Origin of the sequence: Ascidiimonas meishanensis, assembly GCF_037782385.1 — a bacterium.
Taxonomy (GTDB): domain Bacteria; phylum Bacteroidota; class Bacteroidia; order Flavobacteriales; family Flavobacteriaceae; genus Ascidiimonas; species Ascidiimonas meishanensis.
Genome location: NZ_JBBEXD010000001.1, coordinates 964,350 through 987,904, shown reverse-complemented (window position 1 = coordinate 987,904; position 23,555 = coordinate 964,350). Strand labels below are relative to the sequence as shown.

24 protein-coding genes are annotated in these 23,555 nt (G+C 34.7%); 20 read left to right on the top strand and 4 right to left on the bottom strand.

All coding sequences use genetic code 11. The features are described 5' to 3' along the window. Positions 1 to 147 precede the first annotated feature (147 nt). Entirely contained in the window at positions 148 to 1,473 is a 1,326-nt protein-coding gene (locus tag WBG07_RS04345) for a dihydrolipoamide acetyltransferase family protein (RefSeq protein ID WP_340199267.1), read from the top strand. Between the two features lie 80 nt (positions 1,474 to 1,553). Here the strand turns inward: WBG07_RS04345 and WBG07_RS04340 are convergent, their stop codons facing one another. Continuing rightward, positions 1,554 to 1,994 carry a BLUF domain-containing protein gene (locus WBG07_RS04340; protein ID WP_340199266.1) on the bottom strand — a complete coding sequence of 147 codons (441 nt, stop codon included), beginning with the start codon at positions 1,992 to 1,994 and terminating at the stop codon, positions 1,554 to 1,556. Between the two features lie 326 nt (positions 1,995 to 2,320). Here WBG07_RS04340 and WBG07_RS04335 point away from each other — a divergent pair, with 326 nt between their 5' ends. The 12 genes from WBG07_RS04335 (at position 2,321) to WBG07_RS04280 (ending at position 10,900) form a co-directional block, all read left to right on the top strand. Continuing rightward, positions 2,321 to 3,097: an exonuclease domain-containing protein gene (locus WBG07_RS04335; RefSeq protein WP_340199265.1), complete on the top strand. Its 777-nt coding sequence runs from the start codon at positions 2,321 to 2,323 to the stop codon at positions 3,095 to 3,097. Positions 3,098 to 3,112: 15 nt separating this feature from the next. Beyond that, a complete protein-coding gene (locus WBG07_RS04330; RefSeq protein ID WP_340199264.1) occupies positions 3,113 to 3,724 on the top strand; it encodes a fumarylacetoacetate hydrolase family protein in 612 nt (203 codons plus the stop codon). Positions 3,725 to 3,726: 2 nt separating this feature from the next. Continuing rightward, positions 3,727 to 4,065 (top strand): Hpt domain-containing protein, encoded by a 339-nt coding sequence (locus WBG07_RS04325; RefSeq protein ID WP_340199263.1) that lies wholly within the window; start codon positions 3,727 to 3,729, stop codon positions 4,063 to 4,065. Beyond that, positions 4,065 to 5,312: a competence/damage-inducible protein A gene (locus WBG07_RS04320; RefSeq protein WP_340199262.1), complete on the top strand. Its 1,248-nt coding sequence runs from the start codon at positions 4,065 to 4,067 to the stop codon at positions 5,310 to 5,312. The genes WBG07_RS04325 and WBG07_RS04320 overlap by 1 nt, the downstream gene beginning before the upstream one ends. A gap of 76 nt (positions 5,313 to 5,388) precedes the next feature. After that, positions 5,389 to 5,625, top strand: a complete 237-nt coding sequence (gene rpmB / locus WBG07_RS04315; protein ID WP_340199261.1) for a 50S ribosomal protein L28 — start codon at positions 5,389 to 5,391, stop codon at positions 5,623 to 5,625. A gap of 18 nt (positions 5,626 to 5,643) precedes the next feature. Next, entirely contained in the window at positions 5,644 to 5,826 is a 183-nt protein-coding gene (gene rpmG / locus WBG07_RS04310) for a 50S ribosomal protein L33 (RefSeq protein WP_340199260.1), read from the top strand. 9 nt (positions 5,827 to 5,835) lie between these two features. Further along, a complete protein-coding gene (locus tag WBG07_RS04305; RefSeq protein ID WP_340199259.1) occupies positions 5,836 to 5,988 on the top strand; it encodes a DUF4295 domain-containing protein in 153 nt (50 codons plus the stop codon). Positions 5,989 to 6,097: 109 nt separating this feature from the next. Next, positions 6,098 to 7,051: a signal recognition particle-docking protein FtsY gene (ftsY, locus tag WBG07_RS04300; RefSeq protein ID WP_340199257.1), complete on the top strand. Its 954-nt coding sequence runs from the start codon at positions 6,098 to 6,100 to the stop codon at positions 7,049 to 7,051. A gap of 34 nt (positions 7,052 to 7,085) precedes the next feature. Further along, a complete protein-coding gene (locus WBG07_RS04295) occupies positions 7,086 to 7,946 on the top strand; it encodes a DUF2911 domain-containing protein (RefSeq protein ID WP_340199256.1) in 861 nt (286 codons plus the stop codon). After that, positions 7,946 to 8,956 carry an alpha/beta hydrolase gene (locus tag WBG07_RS04290; protein WP_340199255.1) on the top strand — a complete coding sequence of 337 codons (1,011 nt, stop codon included), beginning with the start codon at positions 7,946 to 7,948 and terminating at the stop codon, positions 8,954 to 8,956. Before WBG07_RS04295 ends, WBG07_RS04290 begins: the two co-directional genes overlap by 1 nt. Before the next feature lie 11 nt (positions 8,957 to 8,967). Beyond that, complete coding sequence (locus WBG07_RS04285; RefSeq protein WP_340199253.1) at positions 8,968 to 10,617, top strand: amidase family protein; 1,650 nt, start codon at positions 8,968 to 8,970, stop codon at positions 10,615 to 10,617. 10 nt (positions 10,618 to 10,627) lie between these two features. Continuing rightward, positions 10,628 to 10,900, top strand: coding sequence for a hypothetical protein (locus tag WBG07_RS04280; protein ID WP_340199252.1), 273 nt, complete (start codon positions 10,628 to 10,630; stop codon positions 10,898 to 10,900). Here the strand turns inward: WBG07_RS04280 and WBG07_RS04275 are convergent. After that, positions 10,897 to 11,997 carry a serine hydrolase domain-containing protein gene (locus tag WBG07_RS04275; RefSeq protein WP_340199251.1) on the bottom strand — a complete coding sequence of 367 codons (1,101 nt, stop codon included), beginning with the start codon at positions 11,995 to 11,997 and terminating at the stop codon, positions 10,897 to 10,899. The two genes, WBG07_RS04280 and WBG07_RS04275, sit on opposite strands and share 4 nt — an antisense overlap. A gap of 84 nt (positions 11,998 to 12,081) precedes the next feature. Between WBG07_RS04275 and rimO the strand changes: the two genes are divergently transcribed. Continuing rightward, positions 12,082 to 13,383 (top strand): 30S ribosomal protein S12 methylthiotransferase RimO, encoded by a 1,302-nt coding sequence (gene rimO, locus WBG07_RS04270; protein WP_340199326.1) that lies wholly within the window; start codon positions 12,082 to 12,084, stop codon positions 13,381 to 13,383. A 47-nt stretch (positions 13,384 to 13,430) separates the two neighbouring features. On the opposite strand, the gene WBG07_RS04265 is transcribed toward rimO, so the two are convergent. After that, entirely contained in the window at positions 13,431 to 15,467 is a 2,037-nt protein-coding gene (locus tag WBG07_RS04265; protein ID WP_340199250.1) for a glycosyl hydrolase family 95 catalytic domain-containing protein, read from the bottom strand. A 132-nt stretch (positions 15,468 to 15,599) separates the two neighbouring features. Here WBG07_RS04265 and guaA point away from each other — a divergent pair, with 132 nt between their 5' ends. From guaA to WBG07_RS04245, 4 genes are read left to right on the top strand one after another with little or no spacing between them, the layout of a single operon-like run. Beyond that, positions 15,600 to 17,129, top strand: coding sequence for a glutamine-hydrolyzing GMP synthase (gene guaA / locus WBG07_RS04260; RefSeq protein WP_340199249.1), 1,530 nt, complete (start codon positions 15,600 to 15,602; stop codon positions 17,127 to 17,129). Positions 17,130 to 17,142: 13 nt separating this feature from the next. Then, on the top strand, positions 17,143 to 19,137 hold the full coding sequence (locus WBG07_RS04255; protein ID WP_340199247.1) for an amino acid ABC transporter substrate-binding protein: 1,995 nt from the start codon (positions 17,143 to 17,145) through the stop codon (positions 19,135 to 19,137). Further along, positions 19,134 to 19,538, top strand: a complete 405-nt coding sequence (locus tag WBG07_RS04250; RefSeq protein ID WP_340199246.1) for an OsmC family protein — start codon at positions 19,134 to 19,136, stop codon at positions 19,536 to 19,538. The genes WBG07_RS04255 and WBG07_RS04250 overlap by 4 nt, the downstream gene beginning before the upstream one ends. Next, positions 19,535 to 20,062: a DUF922 domain-containing protein gene (locus tag WBG07_RS04245; RefSeq protein WP_340199244.1), complete on the top strand. Its 528-nt coding sequence runs from the start codon at positions 19,535 to 19,537 to the stop codon at positions 20,060 to 20,062. The genes WBG07_RS04250 and WBG07_RS04245 overlap by 4 nt, the downstream gene beginning before the upstream one ends. An 829-nt stretch (positions 20,063 to 20,891) precedes the next feature. Here WBG07_RS04245 and WBG07_RS04240 read toward each other — a convergent pair. After that, positions 20,892 to 21,431, bottom strand: a complete 540-nt coding sequence (locus WBG07_RS04240; RefSeq protein WP_340199243.1) for a hypothetical protein — start codon at positions 21,429 to 21,431, stop codon at positions 20,892 to 20,894. A gap of 73 nt (positions 21,432 to 21,504) precedes the next feature. Here WBG07_RS04240 and WBG07_RS04235 point away from each other — a divergent pair, with 73 nt between their 5' ends. Further along, entirely contained in the window at positions 21,505 to 21,735 is a 231-nt protein-coding gene (locus WBG07_RS04235; RefSeq protein ID WP_340199242.1) for a DUF3820 family protein, read from the top strand. Positions 21,736 to 21,871: 136 nt separating this feature from the next. Further along, entirely contained in the window at positions 21,872 to 23,506 is a 1,635-nt protein-coding gene (locus WBG07_RS04230) for a CTP synthase (RefSeq protein WP_340199241.1), read from the top strand. Positions 23,507 to 23,555 lie beyond the last annotated feature (49 nt).

Below are 23,555 nucleotides of genomic sequence, written 5' to 3'. Positions count from 1 at the left end.
GCTAATTTGAGGTCTAAATCATCTATATTTAATGAAATACTCAACAAAAACAATAATATTAAGAGAATTAGATATAATTTAAAAATATTTCATTTTTTTAATTAATTTCGCAATCTTAAAACAAAAAAAGACTTTCTTATTATTGATATGGCAAATTTTGAACTCAAATTACCGAAAATGGGAGAGAGTGTTGCAGAGGCAACTATTACGAACTGGCTTAAAGAAGTGGGGGATACCATTGAGATGGATGAAGCCGTGCTTGAAATTGCTACTGATAAAGTAGATTCTGAGGTGCCAAGTGAAGTAGAAGGGGTTCTCGTAGAAAAACGTTTTAAGGAGGATGATGTGGTTGCAGTGGGTGAAGTTTTAGCGGTTATTAAAATAGAAGGTGAAATTGAAGAAGAATTAAAAGACGCCATACAACCAGAAAGCGAAGTTGTTGAAGCCAACGCTGAAGTTGCTTCTAAACTGCTTACTAATGCTCAAGAAATGACTTCAGAGCCGCTTAACTTTGAAATTTCAGACCGATTTTATTCTCCATTGGTAAAAAATATCGCCAAGGAAGAAGGCGTTACCATGCAGGAATTAGAACAAGTTGCGGGTACAGGTAAAGATGGCAGGGTAACAAAGAATGATATATTAGCATATATTGAAAGCAGAGGTGTCGCACCCGCCGCACAAGAGGTTAAATCTAGTGAGGTTTCAAGTGCGATGAATTCTGAAAAATCAGTGGTGTCCACACCACAACCAATTTCTGTTAATGGTCAAGATGAGGTGATAGAAATGACACGAATGGGTAAACTTATAGCTCATCACATGCGTCAGAGTATCAATACATCAGCACATGTACAGAGTTTTGTTGAGGTAGATGTTACAAATGTTGTCAATTGGCGAAATAAAGCAAAGAAAATATTTTTGGAAAGAGAAGGGGATAAATTGACCTTTACTCCAATTTTTATGGAAGCGGTGGCAAAAGCACTCAAAGACTTTCCTTTAATGAATGTGTCTGTAGATGGTGACCGCATCATTAAAAGAAAAAACATCAATTTGGGTATGGCAGCTGCTTTGCCAGATGGGAATCTTATTGTGCCAGTCATTAGAGATGCAGATCAGTTAAACTTAGTTGGTTTAGCTAAAAAAGTAAACGATCTTGCTAGCAGAGCCCGCGAAAATAAACTTAAGCCAGATGAAATTCAAGATGGAACTTATACCGTAACCAATGTTGGGACCTTTGGCAGTGTATTTGGAACTCCTATTATAAACCAACCGCAAGTAGGTATTTTGGCTTTAGGAAGTATAAGAAAAGTACCTGCCGTAATAGAAACCCCGGAAGGAGATTTTATTGGAATTCGTCATAAAATGTTTTTATCTCATAGTTATGACCATAGAGTTGTAAATGGTGCTCTAGGCGGAATGTTTGTAAAAAGAGTTGCAGAGTATCTTGAAGCCTGGGATTCTGATAGAGACATTTAAAATAGAAACATGAATAAGCCTGTTTTCACAAAATAAAAACAGGCTTATAATTTTGGCCAAGTTCAATCGCAGTCAATATTTTATATGATACTGTTATATTTCTTATTTTGGTTCATAAAAGATCTTAGCAAAATAATTCCTGGATGATTTTCAGTTGAAGGAAACTCTTCAAGTAATGTTTTAGAATTAAACATTTTAAAACCTGGAATTTTTTCAGCATCCCTAATACCCAGTCTCTCAAATGCCATATTCCAGTTTTTGAATTTTCTTTCCCTTGTAATTCCGCTAGTAATTTTATAGATGGATCGATGTCTTAAATCGCTTTTGATGGTTTCAAATAAGTTTGTCACATCATATTTATCCCCTTCAATGTATTGAATGAAATTACCATCAAAATGAATTAGCATACCCGTAATTCCTTTGCGCTCATTATTTTGTCTACTTTCTAATAATAAACTTTTCAATTGATGATTTGTGAAATCATAAGTTGCAGTGCTGATATAACACAGATAATAATACATATAAACCTTCCATTAAATGTTCAGTAAAGCTTAAAGCTTTATTTTGGTTTGGAGTGGGCCAGCAAGTAGGAAAATTAAGTTTAAGAGTTTATTATAAATGTACTTAAAAAACTTAATATATGGTTAATTAGTTCATAATATTTTGAATAATTCTTAAAAAATAATGACAATTGTAATAAAATACACTTTACTTAAAAAATAAGTGAACTTAGGTACTATTGATGGTGTATGTATGGAAATGATATTTTTTTTGAAATATTGTTTGATGAATAACTTAAAGCATTCGCCAATCAATGCGTATCTTTATGCGCTATAAATTTGGGGATATGGAATTAAAATTAACTAGGCCTATATGTTTTTTTGACTTGGAAACTACAGGTACAGACGTAGCAAAAGATAGAGTGGTTGAGATATCTATTCTTAAAGTATTTCCCAATGGAAATAAAGAAAGTAAAACATGGCTTGTTAATCCAGAAATGGTAATTCCAGATAATGTAATTGCCGTACATGGAATTACAAATGAAAAAGTAGCTGGGGAACCCACGTTTAAAGAACTGGCCCACCAAATATATCAAATGATTAAGGATAGCGATCTAGCAGGCTATAATTCAGATAGGTTTGACATCCCGCTTTTGGCAGAAGAAATGCTAAGATCTGATATAGATTTTGATATGAAAAACAAAGTGTCTGTAGATGTTCAAACAATTTTTCATAAAATGGAAAAGAGAACGCTATCTGCTGCGTACAAATTTTATTGTGACAAAGACCTTGAAGACGCTCATAGTGCGGAAGCTGATACAATGGCAACCTACGAAGTTTTAAAATCACAATTGGATAGATATGATGATATTGAGAATGATATGAAGCAATTATCGGAGTTTACTAAACGAAAACACGCCGCAGACTTTGCGGGATATATCATTTACAATAAAGACAATGAAGAGATATTCTCATTTGGGAAGCATAAAGGTAAAAAAGTAGAAGATGTTATGGAGCAGGAGCCAGGATATTTTGGTTGGTTGCTTAACGCAGATTTTCCGTTGTACACAAAAAAGGTATTAACAAATATTAAACTTCGAAAACTTAATAACAAGCTTAATTGATTTATTACAACCAATATGAAACTTATTTGTATAGGAAGAAACTACGCAGAGCATATCAAAGAACTCGCAAATGAAAAACCGGAAAACCCAGTAGTATTTATGAAGCCTGATTCTGCTATTTTGCCTAAGCAGCAGGATTTTTATTTACCTGATTTTTCAAATGATGTTCATTATGAGGTTGAAATTCTGATAAAAATAAAGAAACTAGGTAAGCATATTTTCCAAAAATTTGCTCATAATTATTATGATGAAATTGGACTGGGTATTGATTTTACAGCTCGTGATTTACAAAGTGATTTGAAGAAAAAAGGCTTGCCATGGGAAAAAGCAAAAGGGTTTGATGGCTCTGCTGTTATAGGAAAATGGCTTCCTAAGACAGAATTTAATAATCTTCAGAATGTTAATTTTAGTTTAAAGAAAAATGGTACAACCGTTCAAAATAGTAATACTTCGTTGATGCTTTGGAAAATAGATGAGCTTATTGCCTACGTGTCTTCTTATTTTACCTTAAAAATAGGAGACGTGATCTTTACAGGAACCCCCGCGGGGGTTGGTAAAGTCGTAGCTAATGATTATCTTGAAGGCTTTATTGAAAAGAAAAAAATATTCTCCCTTTATATTAAATAAAAATGCTTTATAATTTAGATAAACTTACAGAACTATCCGGAGGAGACGAAGAATTTATTCTCTCTGTGATAAGTGTTTTCTTAGAAGAAACACCTCAAGACTTGAGTAACCTTAAAAATGCCGTTGAAAATGAAAATTTTGAAGATATTTACCAGCATGCTCATAAAATGAAACCTAATGTAGATCTTTTGGGTATGGAAGATACACGAATAAAAGTGTTAGCTATAGAGACTCAAGGAAAAGGGGATAAAGATATGGAAGTTATCAATGCTCTTTTTCCAGAGGTGGAAGCCAGTGTTCATAAAGCAATCCATCAGCTAAAAGACAATTTTAGTCTCTAATGTATGCGGAAATAATTACTATTGGTGATGAAATCCTGATAGGGCAAATAGTGGACACCAATTCTGCTTTTATTGCAAAAGAACTCAATAAAATTGGGGTTTCTGTATTCCAGATTACATCTGTACAGGATGAAAAACAGCATATTCTAAATTCTTTTAGTGAGGCGAGTTCTAGAGCAGACATAGTTATAATTACTGGTGGACTGGGACCTACAAAAGACGACATCACAAAACATACCATCTGTGAATTCTTTGAAGATAAATTGGTGCAGAATGATGAGGTTTTAAAGCATGTAGAAGGTTTATTTGAAAAATATATAAGTACACCAATTTCAGATATAAACAGAGCTCAGGCATTGGTTCCTTCTAAAGCAGAAGTATTAATGAATTTGTATGGTACAGCACCCGGTATGTGGTTGTTACACGAAGATAAGGTGTTTGTCTCGTTACCAGGAGTCCCGTATGAAATGAAGTCTTTGATGAGTACGTATGTGATTCCCAAGATTCAAAAACATTTCCAGCGTCCTTATATACTTCATAAAACAGTATTAACGTACGGTTTAGGAGAAAGCGCAATAGCAGAAAGGATAGCGCATTGGGAAGAAAACCTGCCAAGTTTTGTAAAATTAGCTTACCTTCCTAATTTAGGCAAGGTTAGACTTCGGTTAACTGCTAAAAGTGATCGTAAAGAACTTATAGAAACGGCTATTAAAGAAGAAGTGAATAAACTTCATGAACTTATAGGCGATATTATTTATGGCTATGAGAATGATGAAATCATAGAAGTTCTTATTGGGCGAATTTTAACCGAAAAAAAACAAACATTGGCAACGGCAGAAAGCTGTACTGGAGGAATGATAGCAGAAAGAATCACTTCTGTTCCTGGGGCATCTGCTTATTTTTTAGGGAGTATTGTTTCTTATGCAACAAATATAAAAACTACAGTGTTAGGCATTTCACAAGAACTCATTGATACATATTCTGTTGTCAGTGCGGAGGTTGCTGAGGCAATGGCTATACAAGTAAAAAAAATAATGCATACAGATTATGCAATCGCTACAACGGGTAATGCAGGCCCATCTAAAGGAGATGCTGATGCTGAGGTAGGTATGGTGTATATCGCTATTGCAAGTCCTGCTGGTGTTTTCTCTGTGGGAGCCAATTTAGGAAATCACCGAGAAAAAGTGGTAAATAAAGCAGTAAATAAGGCTTTTGAATTGTTGCAAAAAGAAATTTTGAAAAATTGAGAATTCTTATTTGTCTGAGAGTTAAAAAATTCGTTAATTTGCACCCTGTTTTGAAATAACGAAAAATACTAAGTACATGTCTAGAGTTTGTGAACTTACAGGAAAGAAAGCAATGGTGGGAAATAATGTTTCTCACGCAATGAATAAGACCAAGCGCAGATTTGACGCCAATCTTACCAAAAAACGTTTTTATATACCAGAAGAAGATCGTTGGGTTACCCTGAAAGTTTCAACTTCGGCAATAAAAAATATAAATAAAAAAGGTATTACAGCGGTACTCAAAGAAGCGAGAGCAAAAGGGTTTATCAAGTAATAAGTAAAGAGATACAAAATGGCAAAAAAAGGCAATAGAATTCAGGTAATACTGGAATGTACAGAGCACAAGGAGTCTGGGAAGCCAGGTACTTCACGCTACATAACTACAAAAAATAAGAAAAATACTCCAGATAGATTGGAAATTAAAAAATTCAACTCTATCCTTAAGAGAATGACTGTTCATAAAGAAATTAAATAAGTAAGTGTCATGGCAAAGAAAACAGTAGCAACATTACAGACTTCTTCTAAAAGATTGACCAAAGCTATAAAAATGGTTAAGTCTCCTAAATCAGGTGCTTATGTTTTTGTAGAATCGGTAATGTCACCAGAGGCAGTGAACGATTGGTTGAATAAAAAATAATACCATCTATTTTCAGATATAGCAAAGCTACTTTCGTAATGAAAGTAGCTTTTTGTTTTATATCTTTGAGCAATCAACCGGGGAATCCCCAATAGAATATAATCTATCAATGAGTCTATTTAAGAAGATATTTTCATCAGATAAAAAAGAAACCCTAGATAAAGGGCTTGAAAAATCAAAAACCAGTTTTTTTTCTAAACTAAGTAAAGCAGTTGCAGGAAAATCAAAGGTAGATGACGAGGTGCTAGACAATCTCGAAGAAATATTGGTGAGTAGTGACGTAGGTGTGGATACAACACTAAAGATTATAGAACGCATAGAAGCCAGAGTTTCAAGAGATAAATATTTAGGAACAGAAGAGCTCAATAAAATTTTAAGGGAAGAAATCGCGGCACTACTTTCTGAAACTAATAGCGGTGAAGCTACAGATTTTGAATTGGATACCAACCAAAAACCTTATGTTATTATGGTGGTAGGGGTGAATGGTGTAGGAAAAACAACTACGATAGGTAAATTAGCAAATCAATTTAAAAAACAAGGTAAAAAAGTAGTGCTTGGAGCAGCAGATACTTTTAGAGCAGCGGCTATAGATCAGTTAAAAATATGGGCAGACAGAGTGCAAGTTCCTATTATAAGTCAAAATATGGGTAGTGATCCCGCATCAGTTGCTTTTGATACACTTACATCTGCGGTATCTCAAGATGCAGATATAGTGATTATTGATACGGCAGGACGTCTTCATAATAAGGTAAATTTAATGAATGAACTAACTAAAGTGAAAAGGGTAATGCAAAAAGTGGTTCCAGATGCTCCCCATGAAGTGCTATTGGTACTAGATGGTTCTACAGGGCAAAATGCTTTTGAACAGGCAAAACAATTTACCAAAGCAACCGAGGTTACCTCTCTTGCGGTAACTAAATTAGATGGAACTGCCAAAGGTGGCGTTGTAATAGGTATTTCAGATCAGTTTCAAATTCCTGTCAAGTATATCGGAGTAGGTGAAGGGATAGAAGATCTACAAATATTTAATAAATACGAATTTGTAGATTCGTTTTTCAAATAATTTTAATAAAAGTTGGCAAACTAAGACTTCAAAAATGTTCCGAAATTTTTCTTTAATAGGTTTATTCTTATGTTTCGGAACATTCACAAATGCACAAATTACGCACCCAAAGTCTAGTCCTCATGCAATAATCCAGCAAGAAGCAGGGCTCACCAATTTTATAGTTGATTATTCAAGACCTGCGGTTCGAGGTAGAGAAATTTTTGGAGAATTGGTTCCTTATGGAAGAATTTGGCGGGTTGGCGCTAATGAGTCTACCAAGCTAACAATTTCCCAAGAAGTAACCATTATGGGGAATAAGCTTCGGGCAGGTACCTATGCTTTGTATGCTTTTCCTAAAGAAAATATATGGGAGATTGTTTTCCATAAAAACACATCACATTGGGGCGATGGAAGAGAAGAGTACAATCCGGCAGAAGATGCTTTTAGAATAGAAGTGAGTCCAGAAGAAATCAAAGATTTTCAGGAAAATTTCACTATAAGTTTTAATGAAATAGGTTATGAATCGCTTTATATGGATTGGAGGTGGGCATATACGCGTATTCGCATTCCTATTAAATTGAACACCCACCTGCTTATGATGGAAGAAATAGAAAAACAATTGAAAAACAATCCAAATGCAACTAGCTTCTATCAGGCAGCTCGTTATTTACAAGAGCAAAATAAACAATTAAATCAAAGTCTTATTTGGTTAAAGAAAGCTGAAACTCTTGAAGGTTCAAAATACTATATTAGCAGGGTACGTTCTCTCGTTTATGCCTCTTTAGGGCAATATAAAAAAGCGATAAATTCAGCTGAAAATTCATTGAAGATGTCACAAGCATTGGGTAAAGATGAATTTGTTAGAATAAATATGTACAACATAAAAAAGTGGAAGGTGAAACTCATTAATTGATGAAACAAATGCTTTACTTGATAGGAGGAATAATCATTTTAATGGGAGTGCTTTTAGTTCTGTATTTTTCAGGCCCTGTAATTTCCATTAAGTCCTTGAGTCCGCTTCTGCCAGAAGTCTCAGAAGATCTCGCAGAGCTGGAGGAGATGGTTAAGGATAAAGAAGCTCGTTATAGTAATAAATTAAAACCGGGTAATGAATCTAAGATTATTTGGGCAGATAGCGTGCCTTCCAAAACCAAATACAGTATTGTATATTTACATGGTTGGTCTGCTAGTAGTGAAGAAGGTGCTCCGCTGCACACAGAAACAGCAAGAAGATATCATTGTAATCTTTACCTACCTCGCTTAGAAGGTCATGGTTTTAAGGGTATAAATGGTATGCGAAATCTGACAGCAGTAAAATTAATGGATTCAGCCAAGGAAGCCGTTGCCATTGCTTCAAAATTAGGAGATAAAGTAATAGTGATTGCTACTTCAACTGGCGCTTCTTTAGCATTGTATTTAGCCGGAGAAAACCCTTGTATAGCTGGAATTATTATGTATTCACCTAACATTGAGTTGTATGCTTCTGCTGCAAAATTGTTAGGAGGCCCCTGGGGTTTACAATTTGCAAGAATGATCAATGGCGATTATTATGAATTTCAGGTGAATGCTGTTAGAAGAAAATTTTGGACTCACAGATATAACGTAGAAGCATTACCCCAGCTTCAGGTATTATTGAATTATACGATGGTTCCTAAAACGTTTGAAAAAGTCAAGCAGCCTGTTTTTATGGGGTATTATTTTAAAAATGAAGAAGAACAAGATAAAGTAGTTTCTGTAGCGGCTATGTTAAGAATGTTTGACCAACTTGGAACACCAGAATCAGCTAAACATAAAAAAGCATTTGCAGAGGCGGGACATCACGTTTTGGCATCACACACTATTTCAAAAGATATCTCTTCTGTTACAAAAGAAACTTTTTACTTTTTAGAAAATCATATGGGACTGAGTCCGCACAAACAATAAATCTTTTTGTTATGAATTATTTTAAATACCTTCTCTTAGTATTGTTATTAGTGGCGTGTAAACAAGAATCTAAGATAGTAGAAGATCCTGTGGTCTGGTCTTCTTATGATGAAACTGAAGAGTTAGAAGAACAAGAAACCCACGAGATAGCTAGAATGCGCTTTAAATTGCTGAACTCAAAATTTGTAGACAAAAATTTATTTTGGAAACCTTTTGAAACAGCACTATCCGCTTTTGGAAATGAGAAATACGAAAGTTTAAAAGCGAGTATCCTTGAAAAGAATATTCCAGAATTGCAAAAGCAAATCAAAGACGGAACGTTAACTTATGAAGAATTAATACTCTTTTATTTATACCGAATTAGAAAATATGAAAGTGATAATACGTCTTCACTAAATGCAATCATAGCACTAAATCCTGATGTACTTAAACAAGCAAAAGAAAAAGATGAAAATATACAAGATGTTGATTTGTACTCAATGTATGGCATGCCTGTGCTTTTAAAAGATAATATTGGTGCCTTAGGGATGCCTACCACCGCAGGTGCTTTTGTACTGAAAGATAATTATACGGAGGATGCTTTTATAACCAGTAAAATCAAAGAATCTGGTGCACTTATTTTAGGAAAAGTAAATTTAAGCGAATGGGCTTATTATTTCTGTAGTGGTTGCCCTTTAGGGTATAGCGCAGTAGGCGGACAAACCTTAAATCCCTATGGAAGAAAAAAGTTTGAAACGGGAGGTTCAAGCTCGGGAAGTGGAGTTGCGGTAGCTGCTAATTATGCAGTGGTTGCTGTTGGAACAGAAACGGCTGGTTCTATTCTGTCTCCTTCAAGTCAAAATTCAGTGGTAGGATTAAAACCTACTATAGGATTGCTTAGTAGGTCTGGTATTGTTCCAATCTCAAGTACACTAGATACTCCAGGGCCAATGACTAAGAGTGTTGTAGATAATGCTATTTTTCTCAACGCAATGTTAGGGAAAGATAAGACAGATGCAGCATCTATTGAAACCAACAAGGACTATCTAGAAAACTTATTAAAAGCTTCTCTTAAAGGAAAAAAAATGGGTGTGCTAAAGCCACTTTTGGAAAATAAAATCTACAGCGAAACCATTGAAAAATTAAAAATAGAAGGCGTAGAGATAGTTGAATTTGAACCCGAAGATATCCAGTTGGAAGGATTTTTAACTTTGTTGAATATTGATATGAAATATGACCTTCCAAAGTACTTTAGAACCTATGCAAAAGATAATATAAAAGTGGAAAGTATTGAAGATGTAGTGATGTTTAACCTTAAAGATTCTCTTGTAAGAGCCCCTTACGGGCAACAATTATTCCAGGGAATTGTTAAAGATTCTACAACGCTTGAAGAACTTGAAAAGATTAAACAAAATTTAGAGGAAGATGCTAGAAAGTTTTTTGATAGGGTAATGGATACCTACCAATTGGATGCGGTATTATCAATTAATAATTATCATGCGGCTTATGCGGCGGTAGCCAAATATCCTTGTTTAACGGTGCCTATGGGGTATAAAGAGTCTGGAGAGCCTATTAGTCTTACTTTTATAGGAAAGCCTTTTACAGAAGAGCATCTTTTAAAATTAGGATATGCATTTGAGAATGCCACAAAAGTGAGAAAATCGCCAAAAAATTATAAATAAAAGCAAGTTAATGTCACAGAGAAACCTAATTATAATCACCAAAATAGTAGCTTTTTATTGTCTCTTTTATATTGGAGTCAAGTTGTATGGTATCTATACAGGAATGTGGTTTTTACCTAATTTGATTATTGTAGGGATCTTAAGTGTTTTTGGAATTGCAGGATGGCTTATTATCCGGTCTAAAAAGTACAATTGGCCTTTTGCGATTATTGGAGCTATTGTTATTGTCTTATTAAGAATTTACGAAATTAGACTCATTAATTATTTGTATGAAAACTTTTAATTAATTAAGGCGTTTATTTTTTCCCATAAAAGAGTATCAAAACTTGAAGGGCCTAAAAGTGTTTCTCCTCCATCTTGTCCTAATCTTACGATTACAAGATTCTGGCTAGGTACAATATATAATTTTTGATCATTTGCTCCTAAACCAGCAATGAGATCTTGTGGAGCGGCGGGAATTAAATTTCCTTGAAAAAGAGTTGTGCCACCCGGTACTCTATAGCTATCTTTCCCATTTAACCACCATAAATAACCATACGCTTTATTAAGTGTTTGAGAGGTAGACACCATTTCTTCAAAATATTGCATGTCTGAAAGGATTACGTTGCCATTCCAGTTTCCTTTATTGAGATTTAAAAGACCAAAACGCGCCATACTTCTCGCTGTGCTTACGTAAATGTTATTAAAGTTAATGGATAACCAAGCACCATTCATTCCAATTGGATTGCGAAGTTTGGAATTAAAGTAAGAAGAAAATTCTTGCCCTGTTGCACCTTCTACAATATTTTGTGTAAGGGTGTAAGTGGCATTATGATAAAACCAAAAACTACCGGGAGTATTTAAATAAGTGAGACATTCTGGATCGGTACAATTGGTATCAGAAATATTATAATCAATGCCAGTTGTCATTGTAAGGTGATTCCAGATACTTATTTGATCTTCTTGAGAGCCACTCAAACTACTCCATCCATTCCCAAGATATAATGAAGATGAATCATCTACATTCAGAAAACCTTCTTGCTGAGCAATTCCTAAGGTGAATGCAGATAAAGTTTTACCCGCAGAGAACCAAGGATAATTTTGAGATGCACTTCCACCATTAAAATAGGCTTCAACGGCTATTTTTCCATCTTTTAAAATGAGAAATGCTTGTGATTCTTTCGCTTCCAAGAAATTGTAGAGCGGCTGAAGCTCATTTTCATTCCAGCCTAAAGAAGTTATAGAAACAGATTCCCAATCATCATCATTAGTGGGAGGAAAATACAATTCATTTGGGTCAGATTCAGTTTCAGTATCAGTTAAAACATCAGTTTGTGAAGAACAGGAGCCTACCGTTAAGCATAGAAAAAAGAAATTTAACATGAAAAGGAAATGGCGCATAGTGAGGTGGTTTTGATTTATAGGACTCTCAAAGATACAAAAGGTTTAAAAAGTTGTATTTTTGCAGGCGCTAAAGAAAAAGCAATGAGAACAAAATCACTCAAAAAGAATAAAATTAATGTAGTTACACTTGGTTGTTCTAAAAATGTTTACGACTCAGAAGTACTCATGGGACAGTTAAAAGCCAATGGAAAGGAAGTAGCTCATGAAGAAGACGGAAATATTGTTGTAATCAATACCTGTGGTTTTATTGCAAATGCAAAGGAAGAAAGTGTAAATACCATTCTTGAGTATGTTCAGAAAAAAGAAGAAGGAGAAGTAGATAAGGTCTTTGTAACAGGTTGTCTTAGTGAACGCTATAAGCCAGATCTGGAAAAAGAAATTCCAAATGTAGACCAGTATTTTGGAACTTCAGACCTCCCCGTTTTATTAAAAGCTTTAGGAGCAGACTATAAGCATGAACTTATAGGGGAACGTCTTACTACGACCCCTAAAAATTATGCCTATCTAAAAATAGCAGAAGGCTGTGACAGGCCTTGTTCATTTTGTGCGATTCCATTAATGCGTGGTAAACATAAAAGCACGCCCATAGAGAATCTTGTTTTAGAAGCACAAAAACTGGCTGCAAAAGGAGTGAAAGAACTCATTTTAATTGCTCAAGATCTTACATACTATGGGTTAGATATTTATAAAGAGCGTCGTTTAGCCGCTCTTTTAAAAGCATTAGCACAAGTAGATGGTATAGAATGGATACGATTGCATTATGCATTTCCTACCGGTTTTCCAATGGATGTTTTGGAAGTTATGAAATCGGAATCTAAAATTTGTAATTATATAGATATTCCATTACAACATATTGCAGATCCTATTCTTAAATCTATGAGAAGGGGCACTACTAAAGCAAAAACCACAAAACTACTTCAGGAATTTAGAAAAATGGTTCCAGAAATGGCGATACGAACCACATTGATTGTGGGGTATCCTGGTGAAACAGTAGAAGATTTTGAAGTGCTTAGAGAGTGGGTTCGTGAAATGCGTTTTGAGCGATTGGGTTGTTTTACCTATAGTCATGAGGAAAATACCCATGCGTATAATCTGGAAGATGATGTGCCAGAAGAAGTAAAACAACAGCGAGCATCAGAAATCATGGAAATACAATCACAAATCTCTTGGGAACTAAATCAGCAAAAAATAGGGAAGACCTTTCAATGTCTTATAGACCGAAAAGAAGGAGGCTATTTTGTGGGTAGAACAGAGTTTGATTCTCCGGATGTAGATAATGAAGTACTTATTGATGCTTCAAAATTCTATGTTAAAATAGGAGACTTTACGACTTTGAAAATTATAGATGCTGCTGATTTTGATTTATACGCGGAGCCAATTTAGGTACCAACAAATAATCATAAAAATGAGGAGCTTTAAGATCTCTCTTTTTATTTGGTAATACGGTATGTCTTCTTTTCCGTGCCAATGCCTTTTAAAGTTAATGATTTCCATTCTTTTGGTAGTATTGGATTTATTTGTTCTATCCCATTTTTAGTTATATGAAGACCACCAAAACCAGCCAATACAACCTGAAGCATTCCACCCGCACCCGTTGCAAAATATGGATTGTTGCTAGTTGCTGCTTCAGCTAATGCTCCAAAAGGAGGTCTCTTGTTGGGTTCGTAAGAACGTTTAAATAATCGGAACGCTTCTTTGGAATTACCAAGCCTAGCATAGATTACTGCAAAAACAGATTGCCCCATGGCAGGACCTTCCGGGGAGAGTCTTGGTTCATAATATTTTAAATCCTTTAAAACGGTCTCCTTGTCATTAATAATAGATAATGGATAAGTTAACAAGTTTACGTCAGCTTGTTTAATAATGTCCCCATCATAAGCCTTGTGTTCTTTGGTGGTACCGTCTGAGAATTTATGGATAATGATATTATCTGCAATCTCTTCCCATAAAGGATTTGCTGCATTACTGGTTTCTTTTGCCGCTTGTACTGCAAATTTTAAAGCTGTAATGGCAGAACCATTGGTAAATGCATTGTCATTTACATTAGGGGCAAACTCATTGGCACCCACAACATTTTTTATAGAATAACTACCATCTTTATTTTTTGAAGATCTGCTAACCCAATAATCTGCAATTTCCTTCATCATTGGATATCCTCGCTCAAAGAGCCATTTTTTATTTTTGGTAACTCTATAATAATTCCAGAAAGCAATAGCAACATCTGCGGTAATGTGATGTTCAAAAGTGCCTGTAAGAGCCCAAGCAGGGGTTGCTTCCTCGCCGGTATCATCACTTTCCCAAGGAAACATAGCTCCTTTGTACCCAAAATTAATGGCTTTTTCCTTGGCTTTTTGTAAACGATCTGAACGATAATTCACCAGAGATCTTGCAATATCTTGATTTAGCATTAAAAGAGGAGGGAACATCCATAATTCTGTATCCCAAAAGATATGCCCATTATAATTTTGGGAAGAGAGTCCCATAGGAGCAATACTTAAATTTGAATCTCCACGAGCAAAAGCATATAAGTGGTATAATGCGAGTCTAACATCCAATTGCGACTGTAAATCACCTTCTATTATAATATCTCCTTCCCACAGTTCCTCCCATAACTTTTTATGTTGTTTTAATAACTCTGTTTTAGGAGTTAAAAGATTAAAGATCACAAACCTTTCAGATTCAGATTGCGGATCTTCAAAATCTTGTGTAGTGCATTGAGCAGCTGTCCACGCAAAGCCATAAGCTTTTCCCTTGGCTAATGATTTTTTAAATGATACCTGATGTTCAAATTTATTAATTTTTTTAGGTGTTAATTCAGGTCTTTGATTTTCTCTTGTAGAATTTATGTCATACCATATAAAAGTTGCCGAGGTACTTACCGTATGTTTTTCTAAGCGACTTTTAGCTACCGTTTGGAGAATAGGCATAGTGGTTTCAAGATCTTGTAATATTCTAAAAGTGCTAAGTGGATTTTTGTATTCTTCTGGAGTTATAATTTTTCCGGCAACTTCAACTTCAATATTCTTTTTAGGTACAATGTTTACATCTATATAGCCTGTATATTGCACATTACGTAGTGCATAGATTGTATAGCTTATAGTTGCTTTATCTTTAAAATCAAAAGAAGTAGTAAACCCTGCTTCTTTCATATATAGAGTTTGATTCCAATTAGAAATATTATTTTCGGTAATAAGCTCTCCATCTATTTTCATTTCAAGATTACCAAAATTCATTCCTAATAAAATTCTACTTACCCCCAATGGAGATTCCTTGTCGTATACATTATTCAAAATAATAGATTTAACCTCAAACGGCTTGGCAGAGGGCAGAATACCAATTCTTCCGTTGGCGGTTACAACCCCAGTGTATTTATCTACTTTCCCAGCACTAAGTGTCCATCCATCTTTGTTTTGCTGAGCTTCAGCAAAGCCTGAAATCAGCATAAGAAGTAACAGAAGTTTTTTCATATTTGAAGGTTTAAAAAGAATAATTGCATTTTAAAAATATGAAAAAACCTATAAAGAATATATTTTAAGATGCTGTTTATAATTATTTATAAGGCTTCCTTTACATTTTCACATTAAATAGTATTTTTGCGCATGCAACAGAACGTTTTAATTTTAGATTTCGGATCACAATACACACAGTTAATTGCCCGAAGAGTGAGGGAATTAAATATTTACTGCGAAATTCATCCTTACAATCATTTACCTGAAGATCTTACCATCTTCAAAGCAGTTATCTTATCAGGTTCGCCATTTTCTGTGAGAGCAGATAATGCTCCACATCCAGATTTATCTTCAATTAGAGGTAAAGTGCCTTTACTTGGGGTGTGTTATGGGGCGCAATATCTGGCTCATTTTAATGATGGCTTGGTTGCTCCATCTAATACCAGAGAATATGGTCGTGCTAGTCTTGCAGACATTAAAAGTGATGAGATGTTTTTTGAGGGAATTTCAATGGGTAGTCAGGTTTGGATGAGTCATAGTGATACTATAAAAAAACTGCCTAAGGGTGCTGTGAGACTTGCTAGTACTTCTGATGTAGAAAATGCAGCCTATCGCTTTGAAGGGGAACAAACTTTTGGAATTCAGTTTCATCCTGAGGTATATCATTCTAAACAGGGAAAACTACTTTTAGAGAACTTTCTAGTAAAGATAGCGGGAGTTCCTCAAACTTGGACACCAGATAATTTTGTGGATATGACGGTGGCAGATTTGCAGAAAAAAGTAGGTAAAGAAAAAGTGGTACTTGGACTTTCTGGTGGAGTAGATAGCACAGTAGCAGCGGTTTTATTGAATAAAGCTATAGGCAGTCAACTGTATTGTGTTTTTGTTAATAATGGTTTATTGCGAAAGAATGAGTTTCAGAATGTCTTACATCAATACGAAGGCATGGGATTAAATGTGATAGGTGTAGACGCTTCGGCACGTTTTTTGGAAGCTTTAAAAGAGATTGATGATCCAGAGTTGAAAAGAAAAGCAATAGGTAAAGCTTTTATTGAAGTTTTTGATGACGAAGCACATAAATTAACCGATGTAAAATGGTTGGCTCAAGGAACTATTTATCCGGATGTTATAGAGTCAATCTCAGTAAAAGGACCCTCAGCAACTATAAAATCGCACCACAACGTGGGAGGGTTGCCAGATTTTATGAAATTGAAAGTGGTAGAGCCTTTACGAATGTTGTTTAAAGATGAGGTAAGACGTGTAGGAGCTTCCATGGGAATTGATTCGGAACTGTTAGGAAGACATCCTTTTCCAGGACCAGGACTTGCTATTAGGATTCTAGGTGATATAACCGAAGAAAAAGTAAAGATGCTTCAGGAAGTAGATGCTATTTTTATTAATGGTCTCAAAGATGCGGGTCTTTATGATAGTGTATGGCAGGCAGGAGCTATGTTGCTGCCAGTAAATTCAGTAGGAGTGATGGGAGATGAACGAACTTATGAAAAATGCGTGGCATTACGCGCAGTAGAAAGTACCGATGGAATGACGGCAGATTGGGTGCATTTGCCTTATGAATTTTTACAAAAAACATCAAATGAAATAATAAACAGGGTAAAAGGCGTTAATAGAGTAGTATATGATATTAGTTCAAAACCCCCTGCAACCATTGAATGGGAATAATAATTACAGCCAAATGAAAAAACTATTTATCTTCTTACTTGTTATTTTTAGTGCTGTTTCTATAGCAAATGCTCAACAATTTAAAACACATGCTGTTAAAGAAGGAGAGACGCTAGAAAGTATTGCAGCTAAGTATGAAGTTTCTAAATCAGATATCATTCGCCTAAACCCAGAAGTGAGAAGAGGGGTTAGGCCAAATACTATTTTGATCATTCGGTTAAACGCAAAAAAGACCATAATCAACAAAACAGAAGATCAAAAATCTACTATTAGCGATACCATTGCAAAAGCCAAAAAGCCAAAAGTCACTATTAAGCAAGAAGTTAGTTTTATCTGGCATAAAGTGCGCAGAAAAGAAACGCTGTACAGAATATCTAAGAAGTATGATGTAACCGTTGATGATATAAAAAAATATAATAAAGAATTATATGGAAGGGAATTGAAGAAGGGTGAACGTATAAGAATACCGCAATTTCCAGAACCTCCGCCAATAGAATTTGGTCCAGATTCAATTCCGGTGGGCTTAGAAAAATATACAGTAAAACCTAAGGAAGGGAAGTGGCGTATTGCATATGAAAATGGAATAACCATTGATGAACTGGAAAAGCTCAACCCCGAAATTGGAGAAAGCCTAATTGAAGGACAAGAATTGTTTATACCTAAAAAAGCTACGCTAGAACAACCAAAAGTGAACGATAGTTTATATAACTATTATACTGTAAAACCCAAAGAAGGTTTTTACAGGTTAAAAGTTAAACTTGGTCTCACACAAGAAGAGTTGGAGGCTTTGAACCCCGGACTTGATACCTTGGGTTTAAAAGCGAACATGGTATTAAGAATTGATAAGCAAGTTGATGGAAATTTTAATGTAAAAGAAGGATTGTTGGTAGAAAATTTTTCGCTTTTTGATAGCATCAATGCTAACAATATTCCAGAAGTAACAATTATCCTTCCTTTTAAATTAAATACCATACAGGTTGCATCTGATAGAATTATTAAAGATAAAATAGAAAGAGATAAGATATTGAATTATGCGCTGGATTTTTATAGCGGAGCGTTGTTAGCTCTAGATACCGTAAAGCAGTTAGGAATCTCTGCTAATGTCAGAGTTATGGATAGCGAAATGGATGAGCAGGCGGTTGCACGACTTTTTTACGATACTAATTTTGAAAATACAGACGCAGTGATTGGTCCACTTCTGCCCAAGACTTTCAATGTGGTTGCTGAAAAGTTGTCGGAAAAGAATATACCAATATTTGCGTTGGTGGGCAGTAACGATTTCAAACAAGGAAGCAATGTGTTTCTAAGCTATCCAAACTCAGAATCAATGTATGTTAAGATGACTCAGTACATTGCTAAATCTAAAGACTCTGTTAATCTTATTGTTATTTCAGATAAAAAAAATGAGGCTGTAAGAGATCGTCTTAAATTGCGATTCCCCGATATTAAAACCTTGGAGCCCCATGAGGACAAATTCATTAGAATAGAAGATATTAACCCATTAATGGTGAAAAATCAAACGAATTGGATTCTAGTAGAAACACAAGATGTTTCTTTAATTGCAAATATTACTTCCGTTTTAAATTCTGCACTAACAGAGGAATTCAAAATACGTATGCTTACTACAAATAAAAGTAATGCTTTTGAAGATGTTAATATCTCTAATGCCTACTTATCTAATCTGAATTTTTATTTTCCATCTGTCAATGAAAATATCTCCTCTAACAGCAGGTTTGTAAAGGCATATAGGAAAAAATTTGAAACACTTCCTAGTAAATTTGCAGTAAGAGGTTATGATCTTATGTTAGACGTCTTATTGAAGCTTGCCTACAAAAAAAATATATTTGAGGCCTCTTTAAAAGTAGGAGAAACTCGCTATGTTGAAAATAAATTTAACTATGAACGTAACTGGTCTGGAACTTATGCAAATACCTCAGTGCACATTCTTTATTACGAAGATTTAGAGGTAAAAAAAGTTCCGGAAACCACTTTATATACGATGGAATGACTTCAAAAGTAACTTATAACGGAAATTTACGCACCACCTGTGTGCATTTAAAATCGGGTAATGAAATTATTACCGATGCCCCTGTTGATAATAACGGTAAGGGAGAGGCATTTTCACCAACCGATACTGTTGCTACAGGATTGGCAAGCTGCATGTTGACGGTAATGGGCATTAAAGCAACGGCTATGAAAGTTGATCTTTCCAATAGTTTGGCTTTTGTAACAAAAGTGATGGCTTCTGAACCTAGAAGAATCTCTGAAATTCATATTGTGTTTGATTTCAAAATCAATCCAGATACCAAAACAAAAATTATATTAGAGAAAACAGCAAATACCTGCCCTGTTCACTTTAGCTTACATCCTGATATTAAAAAGGAGATTACGTTTAATTGGGGCGTATGAGATGTTTTATCTTTTTGTTGGCATTTTGTTTGGTAGCACCTATGAGTGCACAAGAAGAGTCGATTAAATGGTCTTCTTCAAGAAAGCTTTCATGGAAAGATTTTAAAGGTGCCCCTGAGGTGGGTGCTTATGCTGCTGCCATTACGGCATCTGGAATATCTTATGAATTTAGCGCAACTATAGAAGGGGAGAAAGTGTTGGTGGATTATCAAGTAAACAGTTATTTTTTTCCTAAAAAATCATGGTTTGTAAAAGAGTTGGCAGATGTCTCTGTTTTGAGGCATGAGCAGTTGCATTTTGATATTACGGAGTTACATGCTCGAAAAATGCGAACTATTCTAAGTCAAATGAAATTTACCGATAAGGTCCGTAAAGAAATAAAAACTGTGTACAATAAGATCATAGATCAACTCCAAGCAATGCAAAAGCAATATGATGCGGAGAGTGATTTTTCACGAAATCCTGAAGGTCAGTTAGAATGGGAAGCCAAAATTGCTGCTTTACTAAAACAGTATAAGTTTTAATAGCAAAAAAGAACTTCAATTAATGGAAGTTCAAATGATATTCCAAAGGTAATTTATGATCCTCTGAAAAAGTAACTTAATGGAATGAAGCTTAATTTCAACTTTTTACTATTGCTTTCAATGTTTGAAAAGTGAATAAATTAGTTTTTAGATGAATTATCAAGTTTTGTGATTACCCATGAAACAAATTAATGTTCATTGCATGTTACATAACTAACCTGAGTTCGATGTAAAAAGAACTATTTTTTTTATGGATTTTTTTCTTTTTCGCAGTGTATCAAGCCTTTTCCGTTAAAAATTTTTGAAGCCCCGATCTTTCGGGGGAGGAATGTAAATTCATGAACTCCTTTACAGAAAATAGAATTTAGTGAACTAAAATTTAGAAAAATGAATGCGGTTTTAGCCTTTTCGGCTAAAAACACCTCTGGAAATCGAAGATTCATGAATTCCTTAACTGAAAATAGAAATGACATGAATTAAAAGCGCTCCCGACTTCCTTCGGGATTCTTTTGTTTTCCCCACGCCGTCTGGCTGCTTCACTAAAAACAGCTACTAGCTGTTTTCTTTACGTTTGCCCCTGTGGGAGCAAAGAAAATGAAAGTAATAATCTAAAATAAGATTGTTAGATTAAAATAGTGTAAAAATTTTGAAATTATATTTTATAGAGGTTATATCGAACTTACGTTATTTAATGTATGGGATTTCTATATGATTACCATTGTTTCAGTTTCAAAAAATTATTCAATAAAACATAAACGATTTCTTCATAGCTGAATCTTCTTAAGTATAATAACTTGGAATTAATCATAACTTTGTTCCTTCTTTTTAATTATCGAGTCATTACCAATTTAGATTTGATTTTTGAATCTGTCTCGATTCCTTCTACTGTTCTTGAGGTACTAAAATCTGCTCTTAGCTCTAGTCTTGATGCTGAAAGTTCAATGATTCTATAAGAAACGGATTGTAATTCTAAAAAGTCTAAATTTTCCGATCCATTACTCTGAATGATAATAAATTCAGGAGTAGCAGACCAAGTTCCAGACAATAAATCATCAGTACCTATAATCTCTTCTGTTTCTGTTTCGGTAAGCACAGTGGTTGTGATTACTAATGTATAGCTCCCATTGGAAGTTACAATATCAGGGTTTTCAGAGAAAGAGATTTGTAATTGAATATCTTGGGCAATAACTTCGGTATCAGAGCTTATGGGAATACCTTGAAGATTAAAAGTAGTTTTAATATCAGTATCAAAACTTTGAAGATTCCAAGTTCCGGTCAGATTGGCTATGTCAATCAAAGGTTTATCTTCACTACTACATGAAAGTAAAAAAAGAAAAAAAACAAAAGAAAATAGGCGTAAAATTTTCATAAATTAAAATTTGGGTTTAGTAAGTTTGTCGGTAAATATAATGATCAAACGTAATTGTTAGCTAATTATTTTTATGAATCTTTCTCAAAACAAAGAATTTCTGGTGAAACTTGCACATTATAAAATGCCTTTTGGAAAATACAAAGACCGTTATTTAACTAAGCTACCAGAAGCTTATTTAGTTTGGTTTTACAAAAAGGGTTTTCCAGATGGTAATTTAGGTAAAATGATGGAAGCCGCTTATGAAATTAAAATAAATGGACTTGAAGCCATTATTGAAAATATAAGAAACCAATATCCATAAAAAGAGTTGTTTATAAGTATTTCTAACTAATCTACTCTTGAATAATAAAACTAAATGATTCAATTTTTTTCTCTTCATATTCCATTCGCAATTTGTACCTTTACACCCCGTAAATAGAATATCAAAGAATTGTTTCATGGCTGGTACTAAGTACATCTTCGTTACGGGAGGAGTTACCTCATCTTTAGGAAAAGGAATTATAGCAGCATCGCTGGCAAAACTATTGCAAGCAAGAGGCTATAAAACAACCATTCAAAAACTGGATCCGTACATTAACGTAGATCCGGGAACACTAAATCCTTATGAACACGGTGAGTGTTATGTTACTGATGATGGTGCAGAAACTGATTTGGATTTAGGACATTATGAACGCTTCCTCAATGTACGTACTTCTCAGGCTAACAACGTGACTACTGGAAGAATCTACCAAAGCGTAATTGACAAAGAACGCAGAGGAGAGTTTTTAGGGAAGACGGTACAGGTAATTCCTCATATTACCAATGAAATCAAAGAAAGAGTGCAGTTGTTGGGTAATACAGGCGAATATGATATTGTGATTACTGAGATTGGTGGTACTGTTGGAGATATTGAATCACTACCCTATATTGAAGCTGTAAGACAACTTTTGTGGGAGTTGGGAGAACACAATGCAATGGTAATTCACCTCACCTTGATTCCTTTTCTTTCTGCAGCAGGAGAATTGAAAACCAAACCAACGCAGCATTCGGTAAAAACACTCATGGAAAGTGGGATTCGAGCAGATGTTCTAGTATGTCGTACAGAGCATGAGCTTTCAAATGATCTAAGGCAGAAGTTGGCTTTGTTTTGTAATGTTAAAAGAGAAGCAGTTATACAATCTATAGATGCGTCTACTATTTATGATGTTCCTAATATGATGCTTAAAGAAGGATTAGACACTGTAGTACTTAAAAAACTCCATTTGCCAGATGACACTGCTCCTGATCTAACAAGGTGGAATCAATTTTTAAAACGCCACAAAAATCCTAAGAATACCGTAAAAATAGGATTAGTAGGTAAATATGTAGAGCTTCAAGATTCTTATAAATCTATTCTGGAAGCTTTTATTCATGCAGGTGCTGAAAATGAGGTGAAGGTTATCATAGAAACGGTTCATTCTGAATATATAGGAATAGAAAATATTGAAGGCAAAATAGCACATCTAGATGGGATTCTCGTAGCACCTGGTTTTGGAGAAAGAGGAATTGAAGGTAAAATTGCAACGGTTAAATACGCAAGAGAGAATAATATTCCATTTTTAGGGATTTGTCTGGGAATGCAAATGGCAGTTATAGAATTTGCCAGGAATGTAGTTAATCTTAAAGATGCTAACTCAACTGAAATGAATCCTGAAGCTGCTAACCCAGTGATTGATCTCATGGAAGCGCAAAAGGATATTACACAGTTAGGCGGCACCATGCGCTTAGGAGCTTGGAATTGTGAACTCAAAGAAAATAGTTTGGCTGAAGAAATTTATGGAAGTCAATTAATAACTGAAAGACATAGACATCGATATGAATATAACAATAAATATAAAGACCAGTTAGAAGAAGCAGGATTAATAGCTACTGGTATTAACCCTGAAACTGGGTTGGTTGAAATCGTAGAGATTCCGTCCCATCCATGGTTTGTAGGTGTTCAATATCATCCGGAGTATAAAAGTACGGTAGCAAGTCCACATCCTCTGTTTGTAGCCTTTATAAAAGCTGCGCTTGCCAATAAACTAGAAAAAACAAACGTCACTTTGGCATAAAATGAATATTTGGAAATATCTTTGCAGTCTTAAAATGACGGCAAATAGT

Bases quoted from the DNA above. Each gene is read 5' to 3' on its own strand.
- WBG07_RS04345 (WP_340199267.1), top strand. From the start codon at position 148: ATGGCAAATTTTGAACTCAAATTACCGAAAATGGGAGAGAGTGTTGCA.
- WBG07_RS04340 (WP_340199266.1), bottom strand. From the start codon at position 1,994: ATGTATTATTATCTGTGTTATATCAGCACTGCAACTTATGATTTCACA.
- WBG07_RS04335 (WP_340199265.1), top strand. From the start codon at position 2,321: ATGGAATTAAAATTAACTAGGCCTATATGTTTTTTTGACTTGGAAACT.
- WBG07_RS04330 (WP_340199264.1), top strand. From the start codon at position 3,113: ATGAAACTTATTTGTATAGGAAGAAACTACGCAGAGCATATCAAAGAA.
- WBG07_RS04325 (WP_340199263.1), top strand. From the start codon at position 3,727: ATGCTTTATAATTTAGATAAACTTACAGAACTATCCGGAGGAGACGAA.
- WBG07_RS04320 (WP_340199262.1), top strand. From the start codon at position 4,065: ATGTATGCGGAAATAATTACTATTGGTGATGAAATCCTGATAGGGCAA.
- rpmB (WP_340199261.1), top strand. From the start codon at position 5,389: ATGTCTAGAGTTTGTGAACTTACAGGAAAGAAAGCAATGGTGGGAAAT.
- rpmG (WP_340199260.1), top strand. From the start codon at position 5,644: ATGGCAAAAAAAGGCAATAGAATTCAGGTAATACTGGAATGTACAGAG.
- WBG07_RS04305 (WP_340199259.1), top strand. From the start codon at position 5,836: ATGGCAAAGAAAACAGTAGCAACATTACAGACTTCTTCTAAAAGATTG.
- ftsY (WP_340199257.1), top strand. From the start codon at position 6,098: ATGAGTCTATTTAAGAAGATATTTTCATCAGATAAAAAAGAAACCCTA.
- WBG07_RS04295 (WP_340199256.1), top strand. From the start codon at position 7,086: ATGTTCCGAAATTTTTCTTTAATAGGTTTATTCTTATGTTTCGGAACA.
- WBG07_RS04290 (WP_340199255.1), top strand. From the start codon at position 7,946: ATGAAACAAATGCTTTACTTGATAGGAGGAATAATCATTTTAATGGGA.
- WBG07_RS04285 (WP_340199253.1), top strand. From the start codon at position 8,968: ATGAATTATTTTAAATACCTTCTCTTAGTATTGTTATTAGTGGCGTGT.
- WBG07_RS04280 (WP_340199252.1), top strand. From the start codon at position 10,628: ATGTCACAGAGAAACCTAATTATAATCACCAAAATAGTAGCTTTTTAT.
- WBG07_RS04275 (WP_340199251.1), bottom strand. From the start codon at position 11,997: ATGCGCCATTTCCTTTTCATGTTAAATTTCTTTTTTCTATGCTTAACG.
- rimO (WP_340199326.1), top strand. From the start codon at position 12,082: ATGAGAACAAAATCACTCAAAAAGAATAAAATTAATGTAGTTACACTT.
- WBG07_RS04265 (WP_340199250.1), bottom strand. From the start codon at position 15,467: ATGAAAAAACTTCTGTTACTTCTTATGCTGATTTCAGGCTTTGCTGAA.
- guaA (WP_340199249.1), top strand. From the start codon at position 15,600: ATGCAACAGAACGTTTTAATTTTAGATTTCGGATCACAATACACACAG.
- WBG07_RS04255 (WP_340199247.1), top strand. From the start codon at position 17,143: ATGAAAAAACTATTTATCTTCTTACTTGTTATTTTTAGTGCTGTTTCT.
- WBG07_RS04250 (WP_340199246.1), top strand. From the start codon at position 19,134: ATGACTTCAAAAGTAACTTATAACGGAAATTTACGCACCACCTGTGTG.
- WBG07_RS04245 (WP_340199244.1), top strand. From the start codon at position 19,535: ATGAGATGTTTTATCTTTTTGTTGGCATTTTGTTTGGTAGCACCTATG.
- WBG07_RS04240 (WP_340199243.1), bottom strand. From the start codon at position 21,431: ATGAAAATTTTACGCCTATTTTCTTTTGTTTTTTTTCTTTTTTTACTT.
- WBG07_RS04235 (WP_340199242.1), top strand. From the start codon at position 21,505: ATGAATCTTTCTCAAAACAAAGAATTTCTGGTGAAACTTGCACATTAT.
- WBG07_RS04230 (WP_340199241.1), top strand. From the start codon at position 21,872: ATGGCTGGTACTAAGTACATCTTCGTTACGGGAGGAGTTACCTCATCT.